This is a genomic window from Dickeya chrysanthemi NCPPB 402, assembly GCF_000406105.1.
Taxonomy (GTDB): Bacteria; Pseudomonadota; Gammaproteobacteria; order Enterobacterales; family Enterobacteriaceae; genus Dickeya; species Dickeya chrysanthemi.
Window position 1 is genome coordinate 2396104 of sequence record NZ_CM001974.1, and the last position, 20407, is coordinate 2416510.

Here is a 20407-nt window from a genome sequence, read left to right on the forward strand (position 1 = left end):
TTCAGCAGAAGAATGGGAGGATTTCACGATAGACAGTCCAGTGTATTGAGCCAGTGAGGAAACCAGGGTGACAAGCCGCCGGGTACGGCGTAAATCCCCTAATTGATGCGCGGCGCGATAAATCAGGCATCAGATGCGCGATAAATTGTGCGGCGAACATTTTCAAATGTTGAAAGAAAATTTCATTTATACGGTTTATCCGGCCACGTAACATCTGGCGCATTAGATGTATCAACGCGATTCAGAAGCACCCGGTATTTTTTCAGTCTTGTCAGTTGCGCAGCTTCGGTGTCGGTTGCCATGCCCAAATCCACAGCATCTTGCAACGGTGCGATTTGCTGCGTCGCAGCATCCAACAAGTTTGACTTTTGTAACGATGCTGCTGAAATTTGATCGGCCGTTCGCTGTCGCTGTGCATCATCAGTTATAACCCATGCGCTGGCACCCGTATCCCAGCAGTAATATACATCTGGCCTGATTGGGCTTAGCTTCAGTTCCCCACCATCCATGAAAACTACGACTGACTTATCGACAGTCGTGTTTAGCGCGTTAAAAAACTGCTCATACTGCTCATCAGTAATAGTAACCGCATCGGCAGGTAGCGCATTACCATAATCAATATCATCCGGGTAAAAACCCTGTGCCATGACAGAAAATTTCATATTTATTTGCCTCAATATCCAACTACGAGCCAATGCGCAACAATACCAGCGAGAACATTGGTGTATTTATCAAGTTTAATCGACATGCCACTTGTTGATTCGTTGTAAAAGTATACTGCGGCGTTGCCATCAATCGACGATGGGTAGCGCAACGAAACCTGGCCTGAAAGAAACGCATTCGGAAATACAGATGGGAAATTTACCGTCCATGCAGTATCGCCGATATCTTCAGATGCTGCTGTCCGCCCCCACATGATATAAATCGTTCTGAGTACCCCGCTGATGTTCAGCGGTATAGTCAATCGCCCGGTTTGCTCAAGTAGCCCTGACGCCATTACTGAGGTCGTCGCAGCTTTCACAAATGCCGTGGTAGCAAGTTGCGTGTTATTGACCGTCTGTTCTGCCGTTGGCGCGGTAGGCGTACCGGTAAACGCAGGGCTGGCCAACGGGGCTTTTAGTGCCAGCGCATTAGTTATCGTGGTGGCAAAATTGGGGTCATTACCCAAAGCTGCTGCCAGTTCATTCAGTGTATCAAGTGTCGCCGGAGATGAAGCGACTAGTGCCGCCATCGCAGCTTTCACAAATGCCGTGGTAGCAAGTTGCGTGTTATTGACCGTCTGTTCTGCCGTCGGCGCGGTAGGCGTGCCAGTTAATGCCGGGCTGGCAAGTGGCGCATAATCAGCGACCACTGTTTTGACATAACCTGTGGTAGCCAGTTTGGTGCTGTTATCCGTTTTGACCGCAGTCGGCGCAGTCGGCACACCAGTAAGCGCCGGGCTGGCGAGCGGCGCATACTGCGGATGTGGATTCGCCGCTGTTGCATGTTGATTCAGCGCATTTCCTGTTTGCTCTTGCTGCTGCTTCAGGTATGCAGTCCGGTTTGCCAGTTGATTTGCCTGCCTGTTAGAAATCCCTCCAGGCCCACCCATAACTGGATCGGACGTTTCGAGCTGATAGATGCCATCTACCCACTCTGTCTTTTCTGTTAACTCTGCCATCCTGCGCTCCCGTAGTTGTAGCTGTTGTCATGCCCGGCGCTGCTGTTGTAGCGGATTGGTGCTGCGGTATATTCGATGCTAGCCAGCTTGCAGCGGGCCGGAGCAATCATGTTGAGCGTGTTGCGAAGTTGCTGCGCCTGGTCGTTCGTGATCGGCTGGCTCATTAGTACGCGGTAAATCGGCCACGCGGATTTATCGCCGTGAACCATCAAGCCATCGTAGTTACGCTGGCCGTCGTAATTCAGTCTTCCGATGTGTTCAATCAGCTCGACCTCGCCAAATCCGAGGCTGCGGAAAACCTGGCGTATCGCCCAGGGTGTGCCTTTGTAACGGTGCAGCTCGATAGCGGTCTTGATCATCGCCCTGCGTGCATCATCTGATTCAGCTAGTTCCCAGCCATCGCCTTTTTTCAGCGAGAACTGATCTGCAAGCGCATCAAGCGCACTCTCATTAACGATATCGACCAGATACACCATCAGCGTATCCAGATTCAGGTCATCAAATCGACTTGTGAGATTGGCTAGCGCAGACAAACTGACATCAGATGCGATAACTGGCGGTAGTTGCATATCAGTCATCAGACACCCCGCTGACGGTAATCACGGTGTTTGTACAGTTGGCCCATTGATATTCTGCGACGGCCAGCGATGCGACAGGCGACGAAACTGCAACGTCATACACCCCGGTTACAGACAGGGCTGCGATCAACTGGCTGAGTACGATGTCGTTACCCAGCGTTGCGCCTTTTGTTGCTGCCCACGCGGTTACTGCGCTTTCTGCCGCTGTTTTCACCGTGTCTGACAGTTCGCCGCGCCGAATGACCAGCGATGCCCGGATTTCGTAATTGACCGTCACCGGGGCGTAGACAGTAACCGTGTCAGTGAGCGGCCTGACCTTTTCGTCAGAGCAAATGCTCTCTACCAGCGCGATAACCGCGTCAGATGGCGCACCGGATGACATCAGCGGATATAACGCAACTGTGCCAGGAACGGGCGAAACGACGGCGACATCAACAATGTCCGGGTGTGCGCTCATTGCGTGATAGCGATATGCCAGCTTTGAACCGGCTGTGCTGAACGCCTCCGGGGCTAGCATGATGCGCTCACGCAGATGATCATCAGACTCGTCATCTGACCCACCACTGCTTGCAGTCAGGTTTTTGACTGTGAAATCCACATCATCCACTTCATCAAGCAGCGTGCTGACTTGTGCCGGTTGCCAGCCATTGCCAACAGTTCCGGCTTCCGCGCATGTCGCAGATACGGTGACTGAGAGCTGGCCAGCCTTCAGCACCGCGTCAGTGTCTGTCGCAAATATCACGCTGTCAGACGCGCTGACGCGAGTTCCGGCAGGAATGAGCACATCTGTCAGCAGCACTGTTTCAACTGTAAATAGCAACTGCTTAATAATCGCCGCGATGGCAGACAGTCTGTATGTGCCAACCAGCTCGCCCAGATAATCCAGCATCGGCCCGGCGGCATATCGCACCAGATTTTGTTTTGCGGCGTTCTGAATGGCACTGCGCAACAACATTTCCCGATACGCGATAATGTCCAGTAACAGCCGTTCGGCTTGTGCCGGGTAGAGTGTTTTGCCGCTGTCTGCTTCATACTTCGCAATCATCTCGGCGGTGATGGCATCGGCATCACGCTCGATGAAAACCGGCTCTGTCGTTACCGCCATAAAACCTCCGTTGCAGTATCAGTACCTGTCGTGGTTTGCCATTGAACACGTAACGTCAGGTGTTCACCGTCCACAGTCGGTTTTACAGCAAGCAGCTTGCAACGCGGCTCCCAACGCTTGATGGCCTCAACAGACTCACGGACGACGTGCGGAATAGCGCGGTCAATTGGGTAATCAATATAAAGATGGAGATTGCTGCCGAACTCAGGCCGATGCGGGTCGCTGCCGCGTGGTGTACGCAGAATGATGCTGATGGCCTGTGCAATATCGTCAGCCCCCTCGACAATCGTGCCGGGGGTCTTGAGCTTCGGTTGCCAAAAAACAGAGTTCGAGTTCGTATTCATGGGGGCAGTATCGCCCCCGGAGAGAAAGCCGGATATTAAACGACTTTAATGAGAGTGATGGTTTGAGTTGCCGCCGACATCCATTACGCTGCCGGTGGCATTGATACTGCCGTCTACGCTGACGTTCCCTTGAATAATCGCCGCCGCGCCGCTGCCGCCGGAACCGGCCAGCCCGCCCTGGTATGTCAGTTTCCCTTTCACCAGCATATTTCCTGTCACTTCGGTTTCGGGTGCATCGAGTGTGACTTTCTGTGCTCTGACAGTCACATCAGCGACACATTCAATCACGATATGTTCAATGCCGCCGTTAATCGTCAGCGTATGCGTCTGCCTGTCATAGTAGAAAGCACCGCCGTCGCCATGCGTCACGCCACGCACATCCGGGTTATTTGCAGGCGGTGTATCGACGCTGGAATAGACTGAGCCGAGGATCACGCCGTCTTCGCCGTGCTCATCCAGCAGCACTTTGACTTGTTCGCCCACGTCTGGGAGCCAGTAGTCTTTATTGTTTCGCGTATTGCGCTGCACAACATCAAGCCAGCCAGTCCGCATGTTATCAAACTCCGGCAGGCGAACGCGTGCGCGGCATGTCTCAGGGTCAACGGCGCTGACTGTGCCGGTACGCATCATTTTTTCTTCTCCTTCACTGTCGTGGACGTCGTGTTGTCCGGGTGATACACGGTCAAAGTGGTCTTTTTCTTTGCTTTCGTGCCTTTTGTTATTGGCCCGCGCACAATCTCCATTTCTGACACGTAACCGTTGCTGCGTGTCAGCGTATGTCGCACTGCATTCAGCAGCCAGTCCCCAGAGAACTTGCCGAACTCTGACAGCGTGACCTTATTACCTGCCACCAGCTTAACGGCCCCCATCACGGTGATTTGCCCTTGCTCTTGATACTCGTTATGCGAATTCAGCGCCGCAGTCGCTTTACGTTCAGCGGTATCCTGATTACTGGCCCTGCCATTGACTTTCAGCGTGTCGGCACTGGTGGTGTCGGCGTGTGTTTTTGCGGTCTTGGCCGTCTTTGTGCTTTGAGATACACCGCCTTCGGCTTCATACACAACCAGTTTTTTATCGCCTGTCTTCTGGTGCTTGAGTTTTGCTGACTTATATACCTGGTTGATGGTGTCACGCAGCGAATAGCTTGCGATGTCAGTCCTTGCCAGCGTCATCACACTCTGCAACCCGCGCAGTGTATCGAGATGAGAAAATACAATCTGCGTGGCTGTCACTTTGACTGCGTAGCCGTACTCTTTGCCGAGGCGCTTGAGGAACGCGACGTCTGTTTCGGCGTTCTGCGTTACACGGTCTAACTTGATGGGTTCAATGCTGCCGACCAACTTTAACTTGTGCTTTTTAGCGATGCGACTGGCAATCGCGCCGAGCGTTGTGTTCTCAAATCCACGGTTTGACTTGGTGCGCAACGCCGTATTCACTGACGTCGCCACCCCTTTGATGGATACCGTTGACGGCGGGCCACGGCTTTCAATCTCGTCGATTGAAAAGGTGCCGCAATCCAGCATCTTTTCGCCGAGGTAGCCCATCTTCAGGCTCACCGAGTCGCCTTTGCCCGGATACCACTGGTTTTCCCATTTTCCGTCCGTATCCTCCAGCTCGACCTCTATCGTGTCTGATTCGCTTTTTATGTTGTCGGTGTACGTCACACGCAGCACATAGGGTGCGATATCGTTAGTGATGTTCTTTTTCATGTACACCAGGGTAAACATCGGTATCAGCACATCACGTGCTGTATCGGATTGCTGTTGCTGCTGTGTCGTCGTTGTAGTCGTTAACGTAGCCACGGCGGGGTATCCTCCGCGCTGTTGACGTCGGCCGGTTCGATGACGGGGATGGCCAGCACGATGCCGGACGGCAATACCGGCGTTATAGCCACATGCGGATTAGCCGCAATAATCCTGTCATACCCTAGCGCGTCGCCGTAATAGGTGTACGCGATGCTGTCCCAGCGCTCCCCGGCTTTTGTGATGTGTTCGATAAACATTGCTTAAACCCTCCGCGTGGCGATAGCAGCAGTCATCCGGCTAATCGTCGGTGATGACGCGCTCATCATGCTTGTCGCTGACCCGAGTTGCGTACTCACTTCACTCATCGTTGCCGCGATATTCCCTGTGCCAACACTCGCCAGGGATGACCGTGCATTATTGACGAATGACAGCGCCTGGCTTGACGAACGCACAGCACGAGCAGCATCGGGGAACGCGCTGGTGACTGACGACAAAGCGGGAATGGAGTTAGAGAGTGGCGTTGCCACGCCGCCCAGTTGCGTCATCAGCCCTGGAACGCGAGCCAGCGCAACCGTCGGATTGGTTGCCATCTTTTGCACCAACCTAACTGTGCTGGTTGCTGTCTGTAACGCTGACTGCGCATTACGCGCATAACCGACAGCAGAGCGAACCATGGATGCCATGCCGGAGGGTGCCGCCGCAGTGGACTTTGCTACTGCTTTGGTATTCGGCACGGTTTGCGCGATAGCTGGGGCTGTGAGCGGCTTTTTCGGGTCGCCGACATATTCACGCAGCGTAACCTGTGCATTGAGTGCCAACACATTACCCGAGCGGTCAGTCTGCTCACTGGTCGCCCGCACGTCTGTCACAACAAACCAGCCGCGATAGTCGCCGTTGCCGAATACCAGAGCCTGCGCTTTATGTGTGCGCATCAGATTACGCAGCCGCGCAAGCTCGGTTTCCGGCGTGCAGTACAGCCAGTTGAATACCAGGCTGATACTAATCTCATCTAATTTTTCACCGATGAACTGCAACCGTGGCTTGCCCATAATTAAAGCATGTTCGGCATAATCGACGCTGAACTGGGCTTCAAACCCGTCCCAGTACGTGATCAGCTCAAACTCAATATCACCAAGAACCGCAAACATCAGGCATACCCCCGGCGTTGTTGTTCTGCGACGATGCGTTGCAGCATTTTCTCAAGCTCGTTGAGTGACAGATTTAGCGCACTGGCGATATCGGGCGAGCCACCACTTTGCTGCTGGCCATTGATATTAATCGTCGGTGAGAATGACACCTGGATACCCGGCGCAGATGCCATACCTGATGCCGCATTGCCACGGCGCAAATTAGCTGGGTCAAAAGACTGAGCAGCCGCAGGAAGTTTGGGCATGTCATGTGTCAGCTCTGTTGCAAGCCGTTGCCCGGCAGCAGCGGCAAGCGGTGTGCTGCGACTGATGCCAATCGCCGCCCCCTGTGCGATGTTGTCACCGAACCCCGCGAATACACGGGAAGGCGAATGGATACCGAGTTTTTCGGCAAACCAGCCCTTGATGTTATCGCCCAGTTCGCCGACGCTGGCTTTAGCTTCCTCCCATTTATTACGGATGCCATTAACCAGCCCACTAATGATGTTGCTGCCGAACTCGCTAAACTTGCCTGGCATATCAACACCGAAATACTTCATCACCCCGGCAAAAACCTTGTAGAACAGGCCGAGGGGCGACCAGTCGAGAATTAGCCGCGTAACACCACCAATGCCACCTGAAAACGCGGCTTTAATATCAGCCCAGCGTTGTTTAAACCAGCCGCTGATCGGTTCCCAGTAGCGATAAATCAGATACGCACCGACGGCAATACCGGTTATTAATAATCCGATGGGATTCATTAACAGCGCACGACCCATCATTAATATGGCACGACTCACCAATGTAATACCGCGTAATAATGAGCTACCTAAAATCCTGCCCAGGTTCATGGCCCCCTTTGCCAGATTGCCAAATACGCTGATCCACTGGCGAGCGCGGCCACCGGCGCTGAACGCCAGCCGCAACAGCGTCCATTTTGAGTGCAGCAACATAATGCCCTTGTAGGTATCAACAATCGGGGATAACAGCAGATTCATACCCAGTCGAGCACCAATCAAACCCGCTTTAAACGCCAGTAATCCCGCCGCTCCGAGGACGATATTTTTCACTAACACCGGGTTTTGAGATATCCATTGACCTAATTGATCCATCAACGGAGTAATGGCAGAACTGACTGAAATTAGTGCTGGGCGTAATGACTCACCCAACCCAATGGCTGAATCATTTGTTGCTATTTTGCTGCGACGCCATTGCGCTTCTAATGTGTCGTTTTGCGAGTCGAAATCTTTATCTATTGAGCCTTGAGCCTCTTTACTACCCATCCCAGCTTTTGTTTTCTGATAATCATCCCACCGTTGACGCATTGCTAATAAATGGTTCACGGTTTGAATATCAGTGAATATTTCGGCTAAACCGAAAGACTCCATTAATTTTTGCTGGCCGTCTTTGTCACCTTGTTTACCCGCTTTTTCCCACTGCTTCAGAAATGCATCGCCTTTTCCTTTTACAAAGCGATCGGCAATCATCAGTGATGCTTCATATTGCGAGAAGCCCTGTGCGACATAGCTCTGCATGGATTTTTGGTAATCGACCCCGGCTTTCGCATATTTTGAAATCGTGTCGCTGCGGTTCATTGCAGCAAGCCAATTGCGCATATTTGTCGCAGCTTCGCCTTCCGTGCCAGCGCCTTCGCGGCCGACTTCGAGCGATGCAATAATCTGCGACACAGCTTCTTGACCGTATATCCCTTTTGCAGCAAATGCAGTGGCCATTTCTGGTAAATACTGTGCCAAATCTTTCAGCTCAAACCGTCCAGATTTCGCACCAAATACGGCGCGGTTGAACGCTTCTTTCATTGCGGCATCGCCAGATATTTTTAGCGACTCAAACGCCAGGCTCATTTTTGCCAGATCGTTGATGTTGGCTTTTGATGCTGTTGCGGTTTTCCCCAACAGATTCATGAAGCCTGATGCTTTGACTGGTTCCATCCCTGCCGCAACCAGCGTATTCATTCCTTCCATCAGCGTTTCCTGAAGCTGATTTGCCTCTTTTGCTGATTTGCGCAGGACATGGCCTATTTTCGTTTCTTGGTCACGAGATAGATCGCCAGTCACAGAGATATCACGCAGCCCAGATTCAAATGATGCGTACTTTGTGACGGCATCCATCACTGGTGCTGCCGCCGTTCTTGCCACGGCATAGGTTTCGACGCCCTGACCGTATAGCGCCATGCGATTCGCTTTTGCCGAGTCGCTCATTGCCGCCGCAGATTGCAACCGTTTTTGCTGCTGTTGCAGTTGATCCAGCGTCCTGCCCACGCGCTGTAAATCGGCATTCAGGCGTTGTGCGCTGCGTGAGCCGACCTGACCATACCGCTCAACAGCGCGGGTCAGCGTGTTCTGTCGCTCTGTCAACTGGCGTGAGACATCGCCGAGCGAATCCAGCGTGCGGCGCGTGCCGGACATCGCAGAGCGAAACGCCCCGGATATCGCTCCGCCAATAATGACGCCTATTGAGAACTCGGTAGCCACCGTCTACACTCCATTTATTCAGTTGATACGGGATTACAGATATGGAAAACGCGCTGACGCTATTGAAGGGGTTGCTGGTCACAGCGATTGGCGGGCTGTACATCTATCTGCTGGTTCGCTGGGGCATCTATACCGCCCACACCAGTAGCGATACCCTGGTGTGGGTGGTGATGATGATCGTCGGCGCAGCGGTGCTATCGGTCGCGATGGTGCCGGTTATCTTTATCCTGCAACCCGTTATAGCCCTACTGGCCATCGTGTTTGCCGCCATCAGTTCGCTGGTCAGCCGTCTGAATCGTCGTCGCCGTTCTCACGCTTAATCTGCTGGCTGGCTATTTCCAGCCAGTCCTCAAATTCTTCCACATCCAGCGCGTCTAATTCACTCGGTTGCCAGCGGAACCACCTCGCCAGCATCGCCTGCGACCGCATCAGCGCCCTGGGGTTGTTTAGCCAATCCAGTGAGTTGCTGAAATCGTTTCTGCAACTCCAGATAATCCCCCAAATCCATACCATCAAAATCTTCAGGCACAAATCCAGAGGAACGGGCGATCAGCAGATCGTCCCAGTCAGCAGGCTCAGCACTGACCTTGCGCACAGCTTTCAGGTCTTTGACTTGCAAGCGTCGTAGCGTCAGCGATTCGATACGAACGCCAGCCGCAGTGGTGTACGGGATAGAAAGAGGAAAAAGGACATCAGACATGTGGTGCTCCTGAATAAAAGGTTGGTATTCAGAAGCAGTATTGCTCTATGTACTAAAAACGGATATTAAATCGGATTAGCAACGCTATATGGGGTGACACTTATGCAGTTAGACGACTCACACATGCAAATGATGGTCTATGCGATAGGCAGTGCGGTTATTGAACTGGTAATCACTGATGCCTTTATAAATAGAGAGTCAATCATTGAGCAACTGGAAAAAAACCGACGATTGACGGGCAACGTGATTGGAAAAGCCGTTAACAGGGACGCAGCCCAACTAATACGCACCGGGAAATATGAAGCAGGACAATGATGTGCTAATCACTGTCCTCTTATTCAGACTAGCCCCCGATGTTAATACGATAGTCAGTCAACTGGTCAACGCCGCCAACGCGGAAGATGTTTGCCAGGTAATCCAGTTCCAGCAGTTCTTCGCCATCAAGAACCTGCTTGATGTACGTGCAGGTAAACGAGCTGGAGAACTCGGCGTTCTCATGCTGTTTGAACGTCCCCAGCGGGTTCTTCTTAAACATGATGGTCAGATAAGTGACCAGCGCCACTTCATCAATGCGCCCCTGGCTACTGTAACGCTCAACGTTAGAACGGCACTGTAACGATAACGAACTATACGGATTTGCGGCGGACAGCATCGCGTCACGGTAGAACGAGTTCCACTTGATTTCGCCCTCCAGCTTGTCGAACCCGCTGGGTAGTTCCACTTTGCCGACCATTCCCAACGCCTTGTGCTCTTGCATGGTCATGGTGACGTCCGGCAATTTCACTTCTTCGGCGCGGCCCAGCAGATTTGTACCATTGAGATAAATATTCGCATTAGTGATGCGGTTAACTTCAATCTTTGCCATTAGCTGTCACTCCCTGATGTCAGGTTTGCCAGGTATTCTGAGGTGATCTCCGTCTCGAACGTCAGGCGTTCGAGCGGGGGCGGCGGCGTGAAACGGTAGCTGAGTAGCAGATGCCCGGATGACAACTCGGTTTCTTCGTTGCGGGTCGAGTCATACCAGCACTTAAACCCCAGCAATGCACCATCACCAATTAACTTGCGACCATAGGCGTTTACCGATTCGGTCAACGCGTCAATCAGCGCCTGTGTGATTGGCATGTCGATATACTGCAAACTGAAATACCGAATCGACTCGTTGATCACATCCGCCGTCCGGCGCACGTTCTCAAAGTTCTTCATGTGCGTGACGGTTGGCCAGGCTGCCGAACGGTTCCCCCACAACCGCAGACCAGTACCATAGCTGTTGAATACCGTCGTGATACCTTGCTCGTTCAGCAGGTTCACTTCGCAGTTCGGGTCATCAATCATCGCAGACAACTGACGCTCAACGCCTGTAATGCCCTGAATTTCCTGATTCGACGATGACCACCAAAAGCCTTTTTCCAGGTCAACTTTAGCCCGCAAACCAGCCGCCCGCTGGCTCAGTGGCTCCAGCCGTTCGCTGTTAGATGCAGCGTCGTAGACTTTGACATGCGGATAAAACAGTCTGACACGCGCAGAACTGGTGTTGAAATTGATGGTGCCAGCAGGGCCGCGACCAGAGATCGCCTGCTCATAGGTCGTGCCAATAGGCGCATCCACATATGCCATTGCCCCCAGTTTCTCTGCCAGCGCTTGCAGCTCAACGCGGATACTGTTCTGTGTGCAGTAAACGGGTGCCAGCAGAATCTTTGCAAAGAAGCCGTATGTGTTATAGGTATCGTGCAACAGCTTCATCCCGGTACGGTTTCCCGCTGCATTGACAGCACCGATGATGTCGCCAGCCGTCACTTTCGTCGGGTCGGCGTAGTCGTAACTGGCCAGCGCCGTATCACCGAGCGCTTTATTCAGACGTGTAATGATGCCGGTTTGCGGTTCCAGGCTGTAGTCCGTATCCAAGACAAACGGCACGGCGTTCGCATCCTTCTTCAGCACCAGATTTGCAACGACAGGATTAGCCAGTGCTGCAGAACCGTTGATGTCGAACGTTACCGGCTCATTCTCCACATGCGTTTTATGCACCGCAGGGTCGAGTACGTTGATAACCAGCACCGTACCGGCGGAGTGGTCGTAAATGGCATCCAGCGCCTGTGGGATAGTAAAGCCGCTCAACTGACTGCCGAATTTCGCCGCTGCGGTGTCCGAGGTACACAGCGTAACGGTATTGACCGGCCCCATCGGCGCTGTGCCAATCAGTCCAATCACGGCTGACTTCACGGCTTTGACGACGCGAGCGCCGGTTTCGACTTCTGTGGTTTCCACACCGTGCAGATAGTTAGCTGCCATTGTTGTTCGCCTCTTCTTTTTGTCTGGTTTTCGCCGGGCTGACAACAACGACAGGTTGTTCATCAACCAGTGCTAAATACTCCAGCGCCAGTAATGTTTTTACATAGTCGTTATCAGGCGGCAGCAAGACGTCTTTGCCTGGCCACAGCAGCACTTCAGTACCGTCGGCCAGCGTGACGCCGCTGGCCGGGCCGGTGTAGCGATAGTTTTTCATTCGTCCTGTTCCTCTGTATCAATCCCCGCCAGTAGCGGGCCGTGAGGGAGATCGGTGTCTTCAATCAGTACGGCTTCGGTCGCGAAGTCGAGGGCGTACTGCCACAACCCGGCGACGTTGCCGATAAACACATCCCGTACCAGCCAGATTTTCCGGTTGCAACCAGGCGGCTTGTAACCGCACAGCACCCGGCGCAATACATCCAGTACCGCCACCGCGCCCTGGCGACCATTGAGCTGTCGGAATACCACGGTGGCGTTAAACGTCACGGTCTGGGCCTGCAACATTGCGCCGATGTCTTCCGGCTTGCCGAACCTGGAACCGGCGTAGCTCACAAGAACTGCCCCGGTAGGATGGTTCAGCCGGTAGTCCGCCGGTTTCTCCGGGAAATACTCAATGTGCAACGCGGGCAGTTTTTCGCGCAGCCGTGATACCACGGCATCCACAATCGGTGAGACGTCCATCAGAATTTATCCAGTACGCCGTTACGCCCGCCAAACGTGGGCTGACGCCCACGCACCCTGAATTCCCCGCGCTCCGGTGCATCGGTGCCGGTTGACTGCAACCCGAGCGTCAGCTTTGCATCACGTATCTGCTCAAGCTGTTTCAGCGCCGTTTTACAATCGTCTTTCACCAGGTCTGGCATGGAGCCTTCCGGGCGACGGGCATACAACCGGTAGCGAGTCAGCGTCATAGCTATGTCGCGCAGCACTGTCGGGACTTCGGCAAGCGGCAGGGTGTAACGCCCGCGCAGATTGGCGTCGATCAGCTCATCGGCATAGCGGATAGCACTGTCAATGACTGCGGTATTCACTGGTAACGTTTCACCGTACATAGAGCCAGTAGCCATCTCGTCATTGGTCAACTGAATCAGCGTCTGTTCCGGGACGTGCTCAATCAAATCCGCCAGGGTGCAGTACATGGTTACACCCCGCGCAGGATACGGATGATGTCGCCGTCGGCGAGGGCTGCATCCAGTGCGATGCCATTCGATACGCCCGTTTCTGTCAGTAGAACGGCTCGGGCGGACTCGTCGGACTGGACAGACATACCACGCCCGATAGCTGCACCAGCTTCAACGACAAAAATACCGAGCACATTAACTGGCACTGCATCGCCTGCCGCGCCATCTACTTCGGCAACGCCCAATGCGGCAGCACCTGCTTTGCACGGAGCGTTATCCGCACCGACAAAACGCTGCTGTGCCAGGGCAGCATTGGCCAGAACCGTGGTGGTCAAAATGACCTGTTGTGTGGCTCCCATAATGCCCCCGTTATTTCAGGATATTTGTGATGAGATACCCGGCATCGCCGCCGACTACCGCGACTTTGTAGATGTCGGTGAAACGCGCGTAGGAGACTTTGCCCCCCACGCCCGGGTATTTGTCAGAAACAGGCATCCCTTTGCGGCGGAATGTGTAACCGAAAGATGGTTCTCCTTCGTCCGCACTTTCCGTACCGGGCTGCGGCGGTGAAACGTAGTGAAGCATCAGGTTGTCAGCCCAGACATCAACGGGCCCGTTCTTACTGTCCGGGCTGGATACTGGCTCACCGATCACCACTTTCTGGATCTGGAAAATATCTTGCAGAATTTCTGCTGTAATGCGCTTACGCTCGTTAGCGCCAATCTGTGTCTGAATAGCAGGGTGATAACGCAGTACCGACATGACGCTGGCACCCATCGTCATCAGATTTGGGCGTAAGCCCGTTGCATTACGAACAGCCTCGATACCCGCTTCAATCGCAGTGACGGGTTCACCTTTACCATTTGCCCAGCGCTCCGCCGCAGCCAGTGCTTTTCTGGATTTTTCTAAATAGACATTGGGGTCTTGTGCCAGGCGTGCGGCATACAGTTCGCGCCGCAGATTGACGCCGTTAGTCGCACGACGAATGGCCTTCGCCTCTTCGTTAAACAGCGATTCAGCTTGTTCCCGGTAGTCCACTGGCGCAGCCAAATCATGCTCGTTGAGCACCAAATCCATTGAACTGGACTTTTCACGCAACAGGACGTTGCTTTCTGCGCCGACTGCACGCTCAGTGTCGTATTCAACGAATGCGCCTTTTCCAAACAGCGGTACCACGATACCTTCCTTTTCCACCTGAACGATGGGGAAGATGTTTTCACCGATAAACGCGGCGTTTCTGTAACCCCGTGCCACACTGGTCAGCACAGGGTCAACAACGCGTTTACCTCTTAAATAATCAGACATGATGTCTCCTTTTCTTACGGTTACGGATTGCCGCTGTTACAGGCAGCGAGCGACGGCGGCGTCGTAGCTAATGCCTTCTTTCTTCGCCAGCGCTGTGGCTTTCTGATGCAAAGCCAGGCGCTCAGGATCGGCTTCAGCAAATTCCACTGACGTCGTGGTGATATCGATGTTGACGCGGTCTTTGGTGGCGTGCTCACTGAAATCCAGTACAGGTGTCGCACCGCCTAACAGCTCCTTAAACGCGCTGGCCAGCGGCTTTTTCACCTCACCTTCAGCGAACTCAACCGGCTGGTCGCCTTTAGAAACTTCATCCAGTAGCGCGACGACAACGGCCTTTGCCGCTGGCACCAGACGGCCTTCCGTCACCAGTTTTTCTGCAAAGGCGACGTTGCCGTTATGCACCGTTTCCTGTCTCAGCTTCGCATCAGCGGCCAGTCGGGTGGCTGCATCTGCTTTCAGACGGGCGTTCTCGGCCTGCAGGGCCTCAATTTCTTCTTTGGTCACAGTGGTGTCCTCATGGGTAGATGTGGGATTAGCGGGGTTGGGTTCCTGAAATGCCGGGTCGGTTTGTACGGTTTTGTCCTCTCGCATCGCTTCATCACGCAGCGTGTCGAGTTGCCACGACGGCAGGACGCTATCGGCGTCTTCCATGCCGAATTTGCTGATGATGAACTCACGCAGGCGACTAAACAGGCTGGCGCTGGTCATCATTCCCCAGTCGGCGAACTCGACCACGCCGTCCTCCTGTTCATTGAAGGCCACCTGCCTTAATCCCTTAATCGACGGCGGCTGTGCGCCGAGGAACCCTACATGGCGCAGATAGAGCGTACCGGGCTTCGGGTTATTGGGCGAATCAGGCAGGTAGAACGAGGCGGAAACTTTCTTGTAACGGCCTGCATCCACCAGTTCAGCGAACTGCGGATCGACCTGCTTAGGTTCAGCCAGCAGATCGCCGCCGCTGGTTGACAGTGAGGCCACCCAGCCATAAGCCGGTGCATCCGCTTTCGGGTGGCCGATCACCATCGGTGCCTCATGTACCGCCGGATCATAAGCCGCCGCACACGCGGCCAAATCAGCAGTCGTGAACGGCAGTTTCGTGCCGTGCATATCGGTATGTGTGCCGGATTTAAAAATGTGGAGTGGCATAGTGCTGTCCCGGTTTGGAAAACTCAGGACAGTGTCAACTGAAGTAATAAAGTTGGCTGTTAATCTCAATTAAGAAAAACAGGGCGCAAAGCCGGTTTGGTGTGGCGGGAATAGTGCGGCTGTAAAGCCTTTATAAAGGAATTTAAGCCATTTTTCAGGATAAGCGGCACATTGGCTTAACTGTGCCGCGTGAAATCAATGCTGCGCCGCAGATTCAAGATGCCGTTGGATGGTGTCCAATACCGAGTTGACCGCCTCTGATTGCAGGTTGCCATCTTCATCCATCGGCAGATACGGACGTGCTGGTAGTTCGACGGACTCATTTCGCCCGGTCTTGCCGCCAAACTGGTGGATAGCACCATATACAGTATTCGTGCCTATCATTGCCTTGCTCGAATCATATTCTGTTGATACCGACCCTTGCAGTTGCCCGGTTTTACGCAGCGTCTGGCCATCACGATCTTCAGCTGCCTGTGACACAATCCATTCAGGGCGTCCGCCCCCATCAAAATTGCTGTCGGTTTCCGCGTGCAGCGTGCCAGCAATCTTGCGCATCGCTGGGGTCATATCCGCCGCTGCGCTCTCCAGCGCACGCAGCCCACGCCGCAGATCGCTGTCGTTAATCGTGATACTGACGGTACTCATGACGATAACTCCTGTTTAGCAAGGGACGCGAGGCCGCCCTGATAACGGGCCAAATCCGGGCGATATGCGGCACCCGGTGCATACGACCAGCCAAGATCGGTACTGACTGTTGTGCTGCCCGTATTGAATGTAGCTACTCGCTGCATCTCGCCAGTTTTTTCTGAGACCAGCTTCAGTTCCCAGCCCATCGAATTTATGGCGTTAGCCACCTTCATACCGCGCCGCTCTATATCATGCTGGCTCAGTGCAATCACAGAACAGCGGCAGCGCCACCCGTTGGGCGGATAGAATGCCTGCCAAAAGGGATCGTCATAACGGAATACGTTGCCGTGTAATTGCAAATGGCTTTTACGAGTGTGACTGTCTCGGATGGCGCTGTACATCCAGTACGGCCGGTCATCGACGTTTTCCATTTGCTCGGCCCAGCGGCCCGCACTGTAGAGTGCCGACATGTTGGTACGGAAGATGGTATCAAGCCGCCACGCTGACCCCTGCTGAATAGTGATCGGCTCACCGGTCACCGGGTCTGTGGTATCGCGTTCTCCCCACCAACCTTTCTTTTTCAGCACAGGTTCCAGCTCTTTGCGAAACCAGCGGTCAGTCTTGCCGCCATCGAGCGCTTCCTGCAGCGCGCGACGGATATCTTCAAGGATATCCAGCCGGGTCACTTTAGCGACAGTAAAGGCGCGGGCGTGGGATTCCTGCCAGATCTCTTCCCAGTCCCAGCTTATCGCATAGCCTTTTGCCTGTAAGTAACTGATAGCCCGTTTAGGCGGCAGCGTCATGCAGTACGCCAGTTCAGTCGCGGTTACGCTCATGCAGACGCCCCCAGAGGTTTGCTACGAACAGGATACGCGCCAGGCGCTCTTGCAGATCGTCGGCCTTCATCTGCGGATACAGCTCCGCCAGTTCGCCCATCAAATCGCCGGGACGAACGCCGGACTGGACGCGTTCAAGCAGCGGAGCCAGCAGCGGCTCCAGCGTGTCGTCAAGCTGACCACCGTTCATCACAACATCAAGTGCCGCATCGAGTGCATCCTGTGCGTTAACATCGGCATTGACGGCTTCAGCGAACGCCAGCGATTTGCCAGATAGCGTCGCTTTGGGCGTTTCGTCGATATCGCCGTCTTGCAACTGGTACTCACGCTTCCAGTATTGAGGGGTGAAGACCACACCCGCGCTACTGAGCCGTTCGTCACGTTCGGCCTGCACTTTATCGACAGATTCCTGCTCCCACAGCTTATACACCGGCGCGACAACGTTACTGCCAAAATTGAGGTCAACCACCCAGCGGATAAGCTGGTTGATGGCTCCTTCTACAATATCGGCATCACCATCCCGAATATCGCCAGTAACCTCCAACCCAGCCTGCGCCGAGGCTTTGTTTGCCGTTGCTTCTGTGGTCTGGTTTTGCCCCAGAAGGGCGATCGCAATTTCGCTGCGCGATACTGCGATCAGATTCTGGTAAATCTCGCTACTATCAGCTTTGCCTGCCGCCTCTTTGATATCAACGGAGGAGTCATCAGGAATAGCGGCAACAGCGTCCTCGATCATCGCTTCCAGCGAATCCAGCAAGTTGTCGATTTCCCCCTGCGACGTGCCGCGAGGATGCTTACCGACCACCCACGGTGAACCGTATTTCTCGGCAAACCTCACCCAGAATTTCATCCCGCCTTTTTTAAACGTCACGGGCCAGAAGCACATTGACAGGTCGGGGAAGCCGTATGGGTTGTCGTATGTTGCATCCTGACGCGGCACGAGAAACTTGTAGTCTGGTATGGCTTCGCCCTCAAACCCGCTGTCACGGGAACGGAAGCGCAGCCGGTTGTCGGTGTCGAACTGGAACCAATCGGCCGGTTTACCAACGATGTCGCCAACATGCCAGCTTGTCCCGGAACGTTGCCACATCACTTCACAGGGCTGGTAGCCGTACAGCACCGCATCGGTCATTTCCCCGATGATGCGTGACATATCCATATCCATCAGCATGTCACGGATAAAGCTGAATACCTGTTCAGAGGCGTTCCCTCTGTCCACGCCGCGCTCCAGCGCTTTCACTGCTGCTTTACGACGACGAATACAGCCACCGACTAACGGGTCAGTGCGCAGTTCACGATAAATACGAATATCCTTTCCCTGCGCCTTCAATATCGGGTCGGGGTTCGGCAAGTACATGCCCAACCCGTAGAAATCCATGCTGCGGTCACGTGAAGCGATCTGCTCGCTGAGTGATTTCTTAGGCTCGGAAAAGGAAACAAATTCAGTGGGAGAAACCCAAATACCGCGTGTCATCAGTAATTCTCCAATAGACGTGTGGACGAACGGCGGCGGCGTGAATTGACGGTGACCGGGCCAGCAGGGCCGTCTGATGCATTAATTGCCAGGAAACACGCCCAGGCCCGGTCTGCGTGACCGCCACTGTCACTCTCGGCGACAAAGCGCGGAACACCTGTCGGGCCGGACACTTTCTGCAATTTATGCAGGTCACTGCGCAGTTCCTGACTGCCGCGAGGGATGCGGATCTGTCTGTCTTCAAACACCTCTTTTCCGCGTGTGGCCATTGTCAGCTTACTGGCTGAACCGAAAATGACGCCCTCAACCCGGCTGCTGCCGTGGCGGTATTTGGCATCTTCCACTGGTTTTTCTCCCATGCCGGTTTGATCCATGCAGCAACGCAGCACCCGGTAGCGGAAAAACACGTCGTCCAGTAAGGCGTCCTGCTCGGCGAATGTGGCACGTTTACGGATGATGATTTCCCGTGTCCAGTACACATCACCGACCTGTTCCAGTACCCAGATGACGAACAAGTCGTGACGAATACCGATATCGACGCCAACGAAGCACGGCCCGCCAGTGTAGTGTTCAGGTAGTCCGGCATGATCGTGCTCGACGCCATCAATCAGCTCAAATGACAGCCAGGCGCTGGCCTCATCCAGCCATTTCAGCTCGAACTCCTGCGCCCAGGCATCGTCATCATTCAGCGCCAGCCGCATCTGTTCGATGTCTCGCGGCAGACCGTCTGCCACTGCCTGATGAATATCGACAACATGACGCGACCAGATATCTGCCAGCTTCGTGTCGGTCATTAGTTCGTAGAATTTATTGCCTTTGCCATTCGGCGTTGACGTGATGCGCAACTTCCAGCCATTCGAGATGACAGGAAACAGTGCGGCCCAAATCTTGCGGCTGTCGGCATGGAACGCGAATTCGTCCAGAAATACATTGGCGGAAAAACCGCGTGCAGTATCCGGGTTGGCTGGTAATGCGGTGATTTTGGAGCCACCGGGTAGCACCACATCCAGCATGGTGTAACGTTCGCCGGATTCCCCCTTGAACCCGCCTTCGATTTCCTGGATCGCCAGGCTGTAGGCCCGACAGTGTTTTTTCACGCCTTCCTCAATCGCCTCCTTCGCCTGCCGTTCGCCGCGAGACAGGATCACCCAGCGCGTGCGGCCACCGGCCACCTCTGTTTCAAACGCGTCGTCTACCAGTTCCAGCGTGGTAGTGAATGTTTTCCCGGTCTGACGGGCAAACATGCCAATCTTGAAACGGGCGCGATCGAGAAACCACCGTTGCTGATAATGGTGTAACTGAATTGCGGCGCTCATTTGACAATCCCGTAGATTTCTTCGCGTACCCGACGAAGGGTTTCCGCATCAATGCGACCAGACCGTTTCGATTCGGCTTCCAGTGCATCCATCTTGGCGGCGATTTTGTCCCGTAGCTCTGCCTGAAATTTTTTCAGATTGACGCTGGCCCGCGACAGCGTGGCGACGTTCTTAGCCACTTTCGACAGCAGATCTACGCGCACTTGCGGATCGATTTCTTCTTCGTCTGCTTCCTGCAACTGGACGATACTCTCGAACAGCTCGGTCTGTATCAGCGCGATGACCGCTTCCGAACGCGCATCCTGATCATCCGCTGCACCCTCAGTCAGCATCCGGGCGGCTTCCGTTGCTGACCGAATTGCCGCGAAACGACGCTCGATCTTCTGGCCATAACGGTGGATAGCCGACTTGCTGATAACGTAGCCCTGTTCACGCAGCAGGCTCTCCAGTTCGGCATAGCCACTGAAGCCTGATTCGGTCAGCGCACGCTCAAGCCAGCGGCGGGCATCATCCGGCAGTTTGTCGATAGTGCTGCGTCTTGCCAT

28 protein-coding genes are annotated in these 20407 nt (G+C 54.1%); 2 read left to right on the plus strand and 26 right to left on the minus strand.

What is annotated here, in order from left to right:
* The 11 genes from DCH402_RS21300 to DCH402_RS10685 form a co-directional block, all read right to left on the minus strand.
* Window positions 1-126 (minus strand): transposase DNA-binding-containing protein (locus DCH402_RS21300; protein ID WP_152486959.1); only part of this gene is annotated, 126 nt, incomplete at its 3' end.
* A 56-nt stretch (window positions 127-182) separates the two neighbouring features.
* Window positions 183-662: a tail fiber assembly protein gene (locus DCH402_RS23090; protein WP_081642157.1), complete on the minus strand. Its 480-nt coding sequence runs from the start codon at window positions 660-662 to the stop codon at window positions 183-185.
* 11 nt (window positions 663-673) lie between these two features.
* A complete protein-coding gene (locus DCH402_RS10645; protein WP_040001067.1) occupies window positions 674-1660 on the minus strand; it encodes a gp53-like domain-containing protein in 987 nt (328 codons plus the stop codon).
* Window positions 1648-2238: a phage tail protein gene (locus tag DCH402_RS10650; RefSeq protein WP_040001069.1), complete on the minus strand. Its 591-nt coding sequence runs from the start codon at window positions 2236-2238 to the stop codon at window positions 1648-1650. Before DCH402_RS10650 ends, DCH402_RS10645 begins: the two co-directional genes overlap by 13 nt.
* Entirely contained in the window at window positions 2231-3343 is a 1113-nt protein-coding gene (locus DCH402_RS10655) for a baseplate assembly protein (RefSeq protein WP_040001070.1), read from the minus strand. The genes DCH402_RS10650 and DCH402_RS10655 overlap by 8 nt, the downstream gene beginning before the upstream one ends.
* Window positions 3334-3687 carry a GPW/gp25 family protein gene (locus tag DCH402_RS10660; protein ID WP_040001071.1) on the minus strand — a complete coding sequence of 118 codons (354 nt, stop codon included), beginning with the start codon at window positions 3685-3687 and terminating at the stop codon, window positions 3334-3336. Before DCH402_RS10660 ends, DCH402_RS10655 begins: the two co-directional genes overlap by 10 nt.
* Window positions 3688-3732: 45 nt before the next feature.
* The gene (locus DCH402_RS10665; protein WP_040001072.1) at window positions 3733-4317 is read right to left on the minus strand and encodes a phage baseplate assembly protein V; all 585 of its coding nucleotides are present in this window, start codon (window positions 4315-4317) and stop codon (window positions 3733-3735) included.
* Window positions 4314-5414 carry a phage late control D family protein gene (locus DCH402_RS10670; RefSeq protein ID WP_233276364.1) on the minus strand — a complete coding sequence of 367 codons (1101 nt, stop codon included), beginning with the start codon at window positions 5412-5414 and terminating at the stop codon, window positions 4314-4316. Before DCH402_RS10670 ends, DCH402_RS10665 begins: the two co-directional genes overlap by 4 nt.
* A gap of 62 nt (window positions 5415-5476) precedes the next feature.
* Complete coding sequence (locus DCH402_RS10675; RefSeq protein ID WP_040001074.1) at window positions 5477-5689, minus strand: tail protein X; 213 nt, start codon at window positions 5687-5689, stop codon at window positions 5477-5479.
* A gap of 3 nt (window positions 5690-5692) precedes the next feature.
* Window positions 5693-6580, minus strand: coding sequence for a phage tail protein (locus tag DCH402_RS10680; protein WP_040001075.1), 888 nt, complete (start codon window positions 6578-6580; stop codon window positions 5693-5695).
* Complete coding sequence (locus DCH402_RS10685) at window positions 6580-9051, minus strand: phage tail tape measure protein (protein ID WP_040001076.1); 2472 nt, start codon at window positions 9049-9051, stop codon at window positions 6580-6582. The genes DCH402_RS10680 and DCH402_RS10685 overlap by 1 nt, the downstream gene beginning before the upstream one ends.
* Before the next feature lie 41 nt (window positions 9052-9092).
* On the opposite strand from DCH402_RS10685, the gene DCH402_RS10690 reads away from it, so the two are divergent.
* A complete protein-coding gene (locus DCH402_RS10690) occupies window positions 9093-9371 on the plus strand; it encodes a hypothetical protein (RefSeq protein ID WP_040001077.1) in 279 nt (92 codons plus the stop codon).
* Here the strand turns inward: DCH402_RS10690 and DCH402_RS21305 are convergent.
* The gene (locus DCH402_RS21305) at window positions 9334-9480 is read right to left on the minus strand and encodes a GpE family phage tail protein (RefSeq protein WP_071604698.1); all 147 of its coding nucleotides are present in this window, start codon (window positions 9478-9480) and stop codon (window positions 9334-9336) included. The genes DCH402_RS10690 and DCH402_RS21305 overlap by 38 nt on opposite strands.
* Window positions 9431-9751: a phage tail assembly protein gene (locus DCH402_RS10695; protein WP_040001078.1), complete on the minus strand. Its 321-nt coding sequence runs from the start codon at window positions 9749-9751 to the stop codon at window positions 9431-9433. Before DCH402_RS10695 ends, DCH402_RS21305 begins: the two co-directional genes overlap by 50 nt.
* 102 nt (window positions 9752-9853) lie before the next feature.
* Between DCH402_RS10695 and DCH402_RS10700 the strand changes: the two genes are divergently transcribed.
* On the plus strand, window positions 9854-10066 hold the full coding sequence (locus tag DCH402_RS10700) for a hypothetical protein (RefSeq protein WP_050583296.1): 213 nt from the start codon (window positions 9854-9856) through the stop codon (window positions 10064-10066).
* 28 nt (window positions 10067-10094) lie between these two features.
* Here the strand turns inward: DCH402_RS10700 and DCH402_RS10705 are convergent, their stop codons facing one another.
* From DCH402_RS10705 to DCH402_RS10765, 13 genes are all read right to left on the minus strand, one after another.
* Window positions 10095-10616, minus strand: coding sequence for a phage major tail tube protein (locus DCH402_RS10705; RefSeq protein ID WP_024105325.1), 522 nt, complete (start codon window positions 10614-10616; stop codon window positions 10095-10097).
* Window positions 10616-12040: a phage tail sheath subtilisin-like domain-containing protein gene (locus tag DCH402_RS10710; protein WP_040001080.1), complete on the minus strand. Its 1425-nt coding sequence runs from the start codon at window positions 12038-12040 to the stop codon at window positions 10616-10618. Before DCH402_RS10710 ends, DCH402_RS10705 begins: the two co-directional genes overlap by 1 nt.
* Complete coding sequence (locus tag DCH402_RS10715) at window positions 12030-12254, minus strand: hypothetical protein (protein ID WP_040001081.1); 225 nt, start codon at window positions 12252-12254, stop codon at window positions 12030-12032. Before DCH402_RS10715 ends, DCH402_RS10710 begins: the two co-directional genes overlap by 11 nt.
* Entirely contained in the window at window positions 12251-12718 is a 468-nt protein-coding gene (locus DCH402_RS10720) for a Gp37 family protein (protein WP_040001082.1), read from the minus strand. The genes DCH402_RS10715 and DCH402_RS10720 overlap by 4 nt, the downstream gene beginning before the upstream one ends.
* Window positions 12718-13176: a gp436 family protein gene (locus DCH402_RS10725; RefSeq protein WP_040001083.1), complete on the minus strand. Its 459-nt coding sequence runs from the start codon at window positions 13174-13176 to the stop codon at window positions 12718-12720. Before DCH402_RS10725 ends, DCH402_RS10720 begins: the two co-directional genes overlap by 1 nt.
* Before the next feature lie 2 nt (window positions 13177-13178).
* Complete coding sequence (locus DCH402_RS10730; protein ID WP_040001084.1) at window positions 13179-13517, minus strand: DUF2190 family protein; 339 nt, start codon at window positions 13515-13517, stop codon at window positions 13179-13181.
* A gap of 10 nt (window positions 13518-13527) precedes the next feature.
* Complete coding sequence (locus DCH402_RS10735; protein WP_040001085.1) at window positions 13528-14463, minus strand: hypothetical protein; 936 nt, start codon at window positions 14461-14463, stop codon at window positions 13528-13530.
* A gap of 36 nt (window positions 14464-14499) precedes the next feature.
* Window positions 14500-15609: a peptidase gene (locus DCH402_RS10740; protein ID WP_040001087.1), complete on the minus strand. Its 1110-nt coding sequence runs from the start codon at window positions 15607-15609 to the stop codon at window positions 14500-14502.
* A 195-nt stretch (window positions 15610-15804) separates the two neighbouring features.
* Window positions 15805-16254 carry a phage virion morphogenesis protein gene (locus tag DCH402_RS10745; RefSeq protein WP_040001088.1) on the minus strand — a complete coding sequence of 150 codons (450 nt, stop codon included), beginning with the start codon at window positions 16252-16254 and terminating at the stop codon, window positions 15805-15807.
* Window positions 16251-17072, minus strand: coding sequence for a phage head morphogenesis protein (locus DCH402_RS10750; RefSeq protein WP_040001089.1), 822 nt, complete (start codon window positions 17070-17072; stop codon window positions 16251-16253). Before DCH402_RS10750 ends, DCH402_RS10745 begins: the two co-directional genes overlap by 4 nt.
* Entirely contained in the window at window positions 17053-18546 is a 1494-nt protein-coding gene (locus DCH402_RS10755) for a DUF935 domain-containing protein (protein ID WP_040001090.1), read from the minus strand. The genes DCH402_RS10750 and DCH402_RS10755 overlap by 20 nt, the downstream gene beginning before the upstream one ends.
* Window positions 18546-19862, minus strand: a complete 1317-nt coding sequence (locus tag DCH402_RS10760) for a terminase large subunit domain-containing protein (RefSeq protein ID WP_040001091.1) — start codon at window positions 19860-19862, stop codon at window positions 18546-18548. Before DCH402_RS10760 ends, DCH402_RS10755 begins: the two co-directional genes overlap by 1 nt.
* Window positions 19859-20407 (minus strand): DUF3486 family protein, encoded by a 549-nt coding sequence (locus tag DCH402_RS10765; RefSeq protein ID WP_040001092.1) that lies wholly within the window; start codon window positions 20405-20407, stop codon window positions 19859-19861. The genes DCH402_RS10760 and DCH402_RS10765 overlap by 4 nt, the downstream gene beginning before the upstream one ends.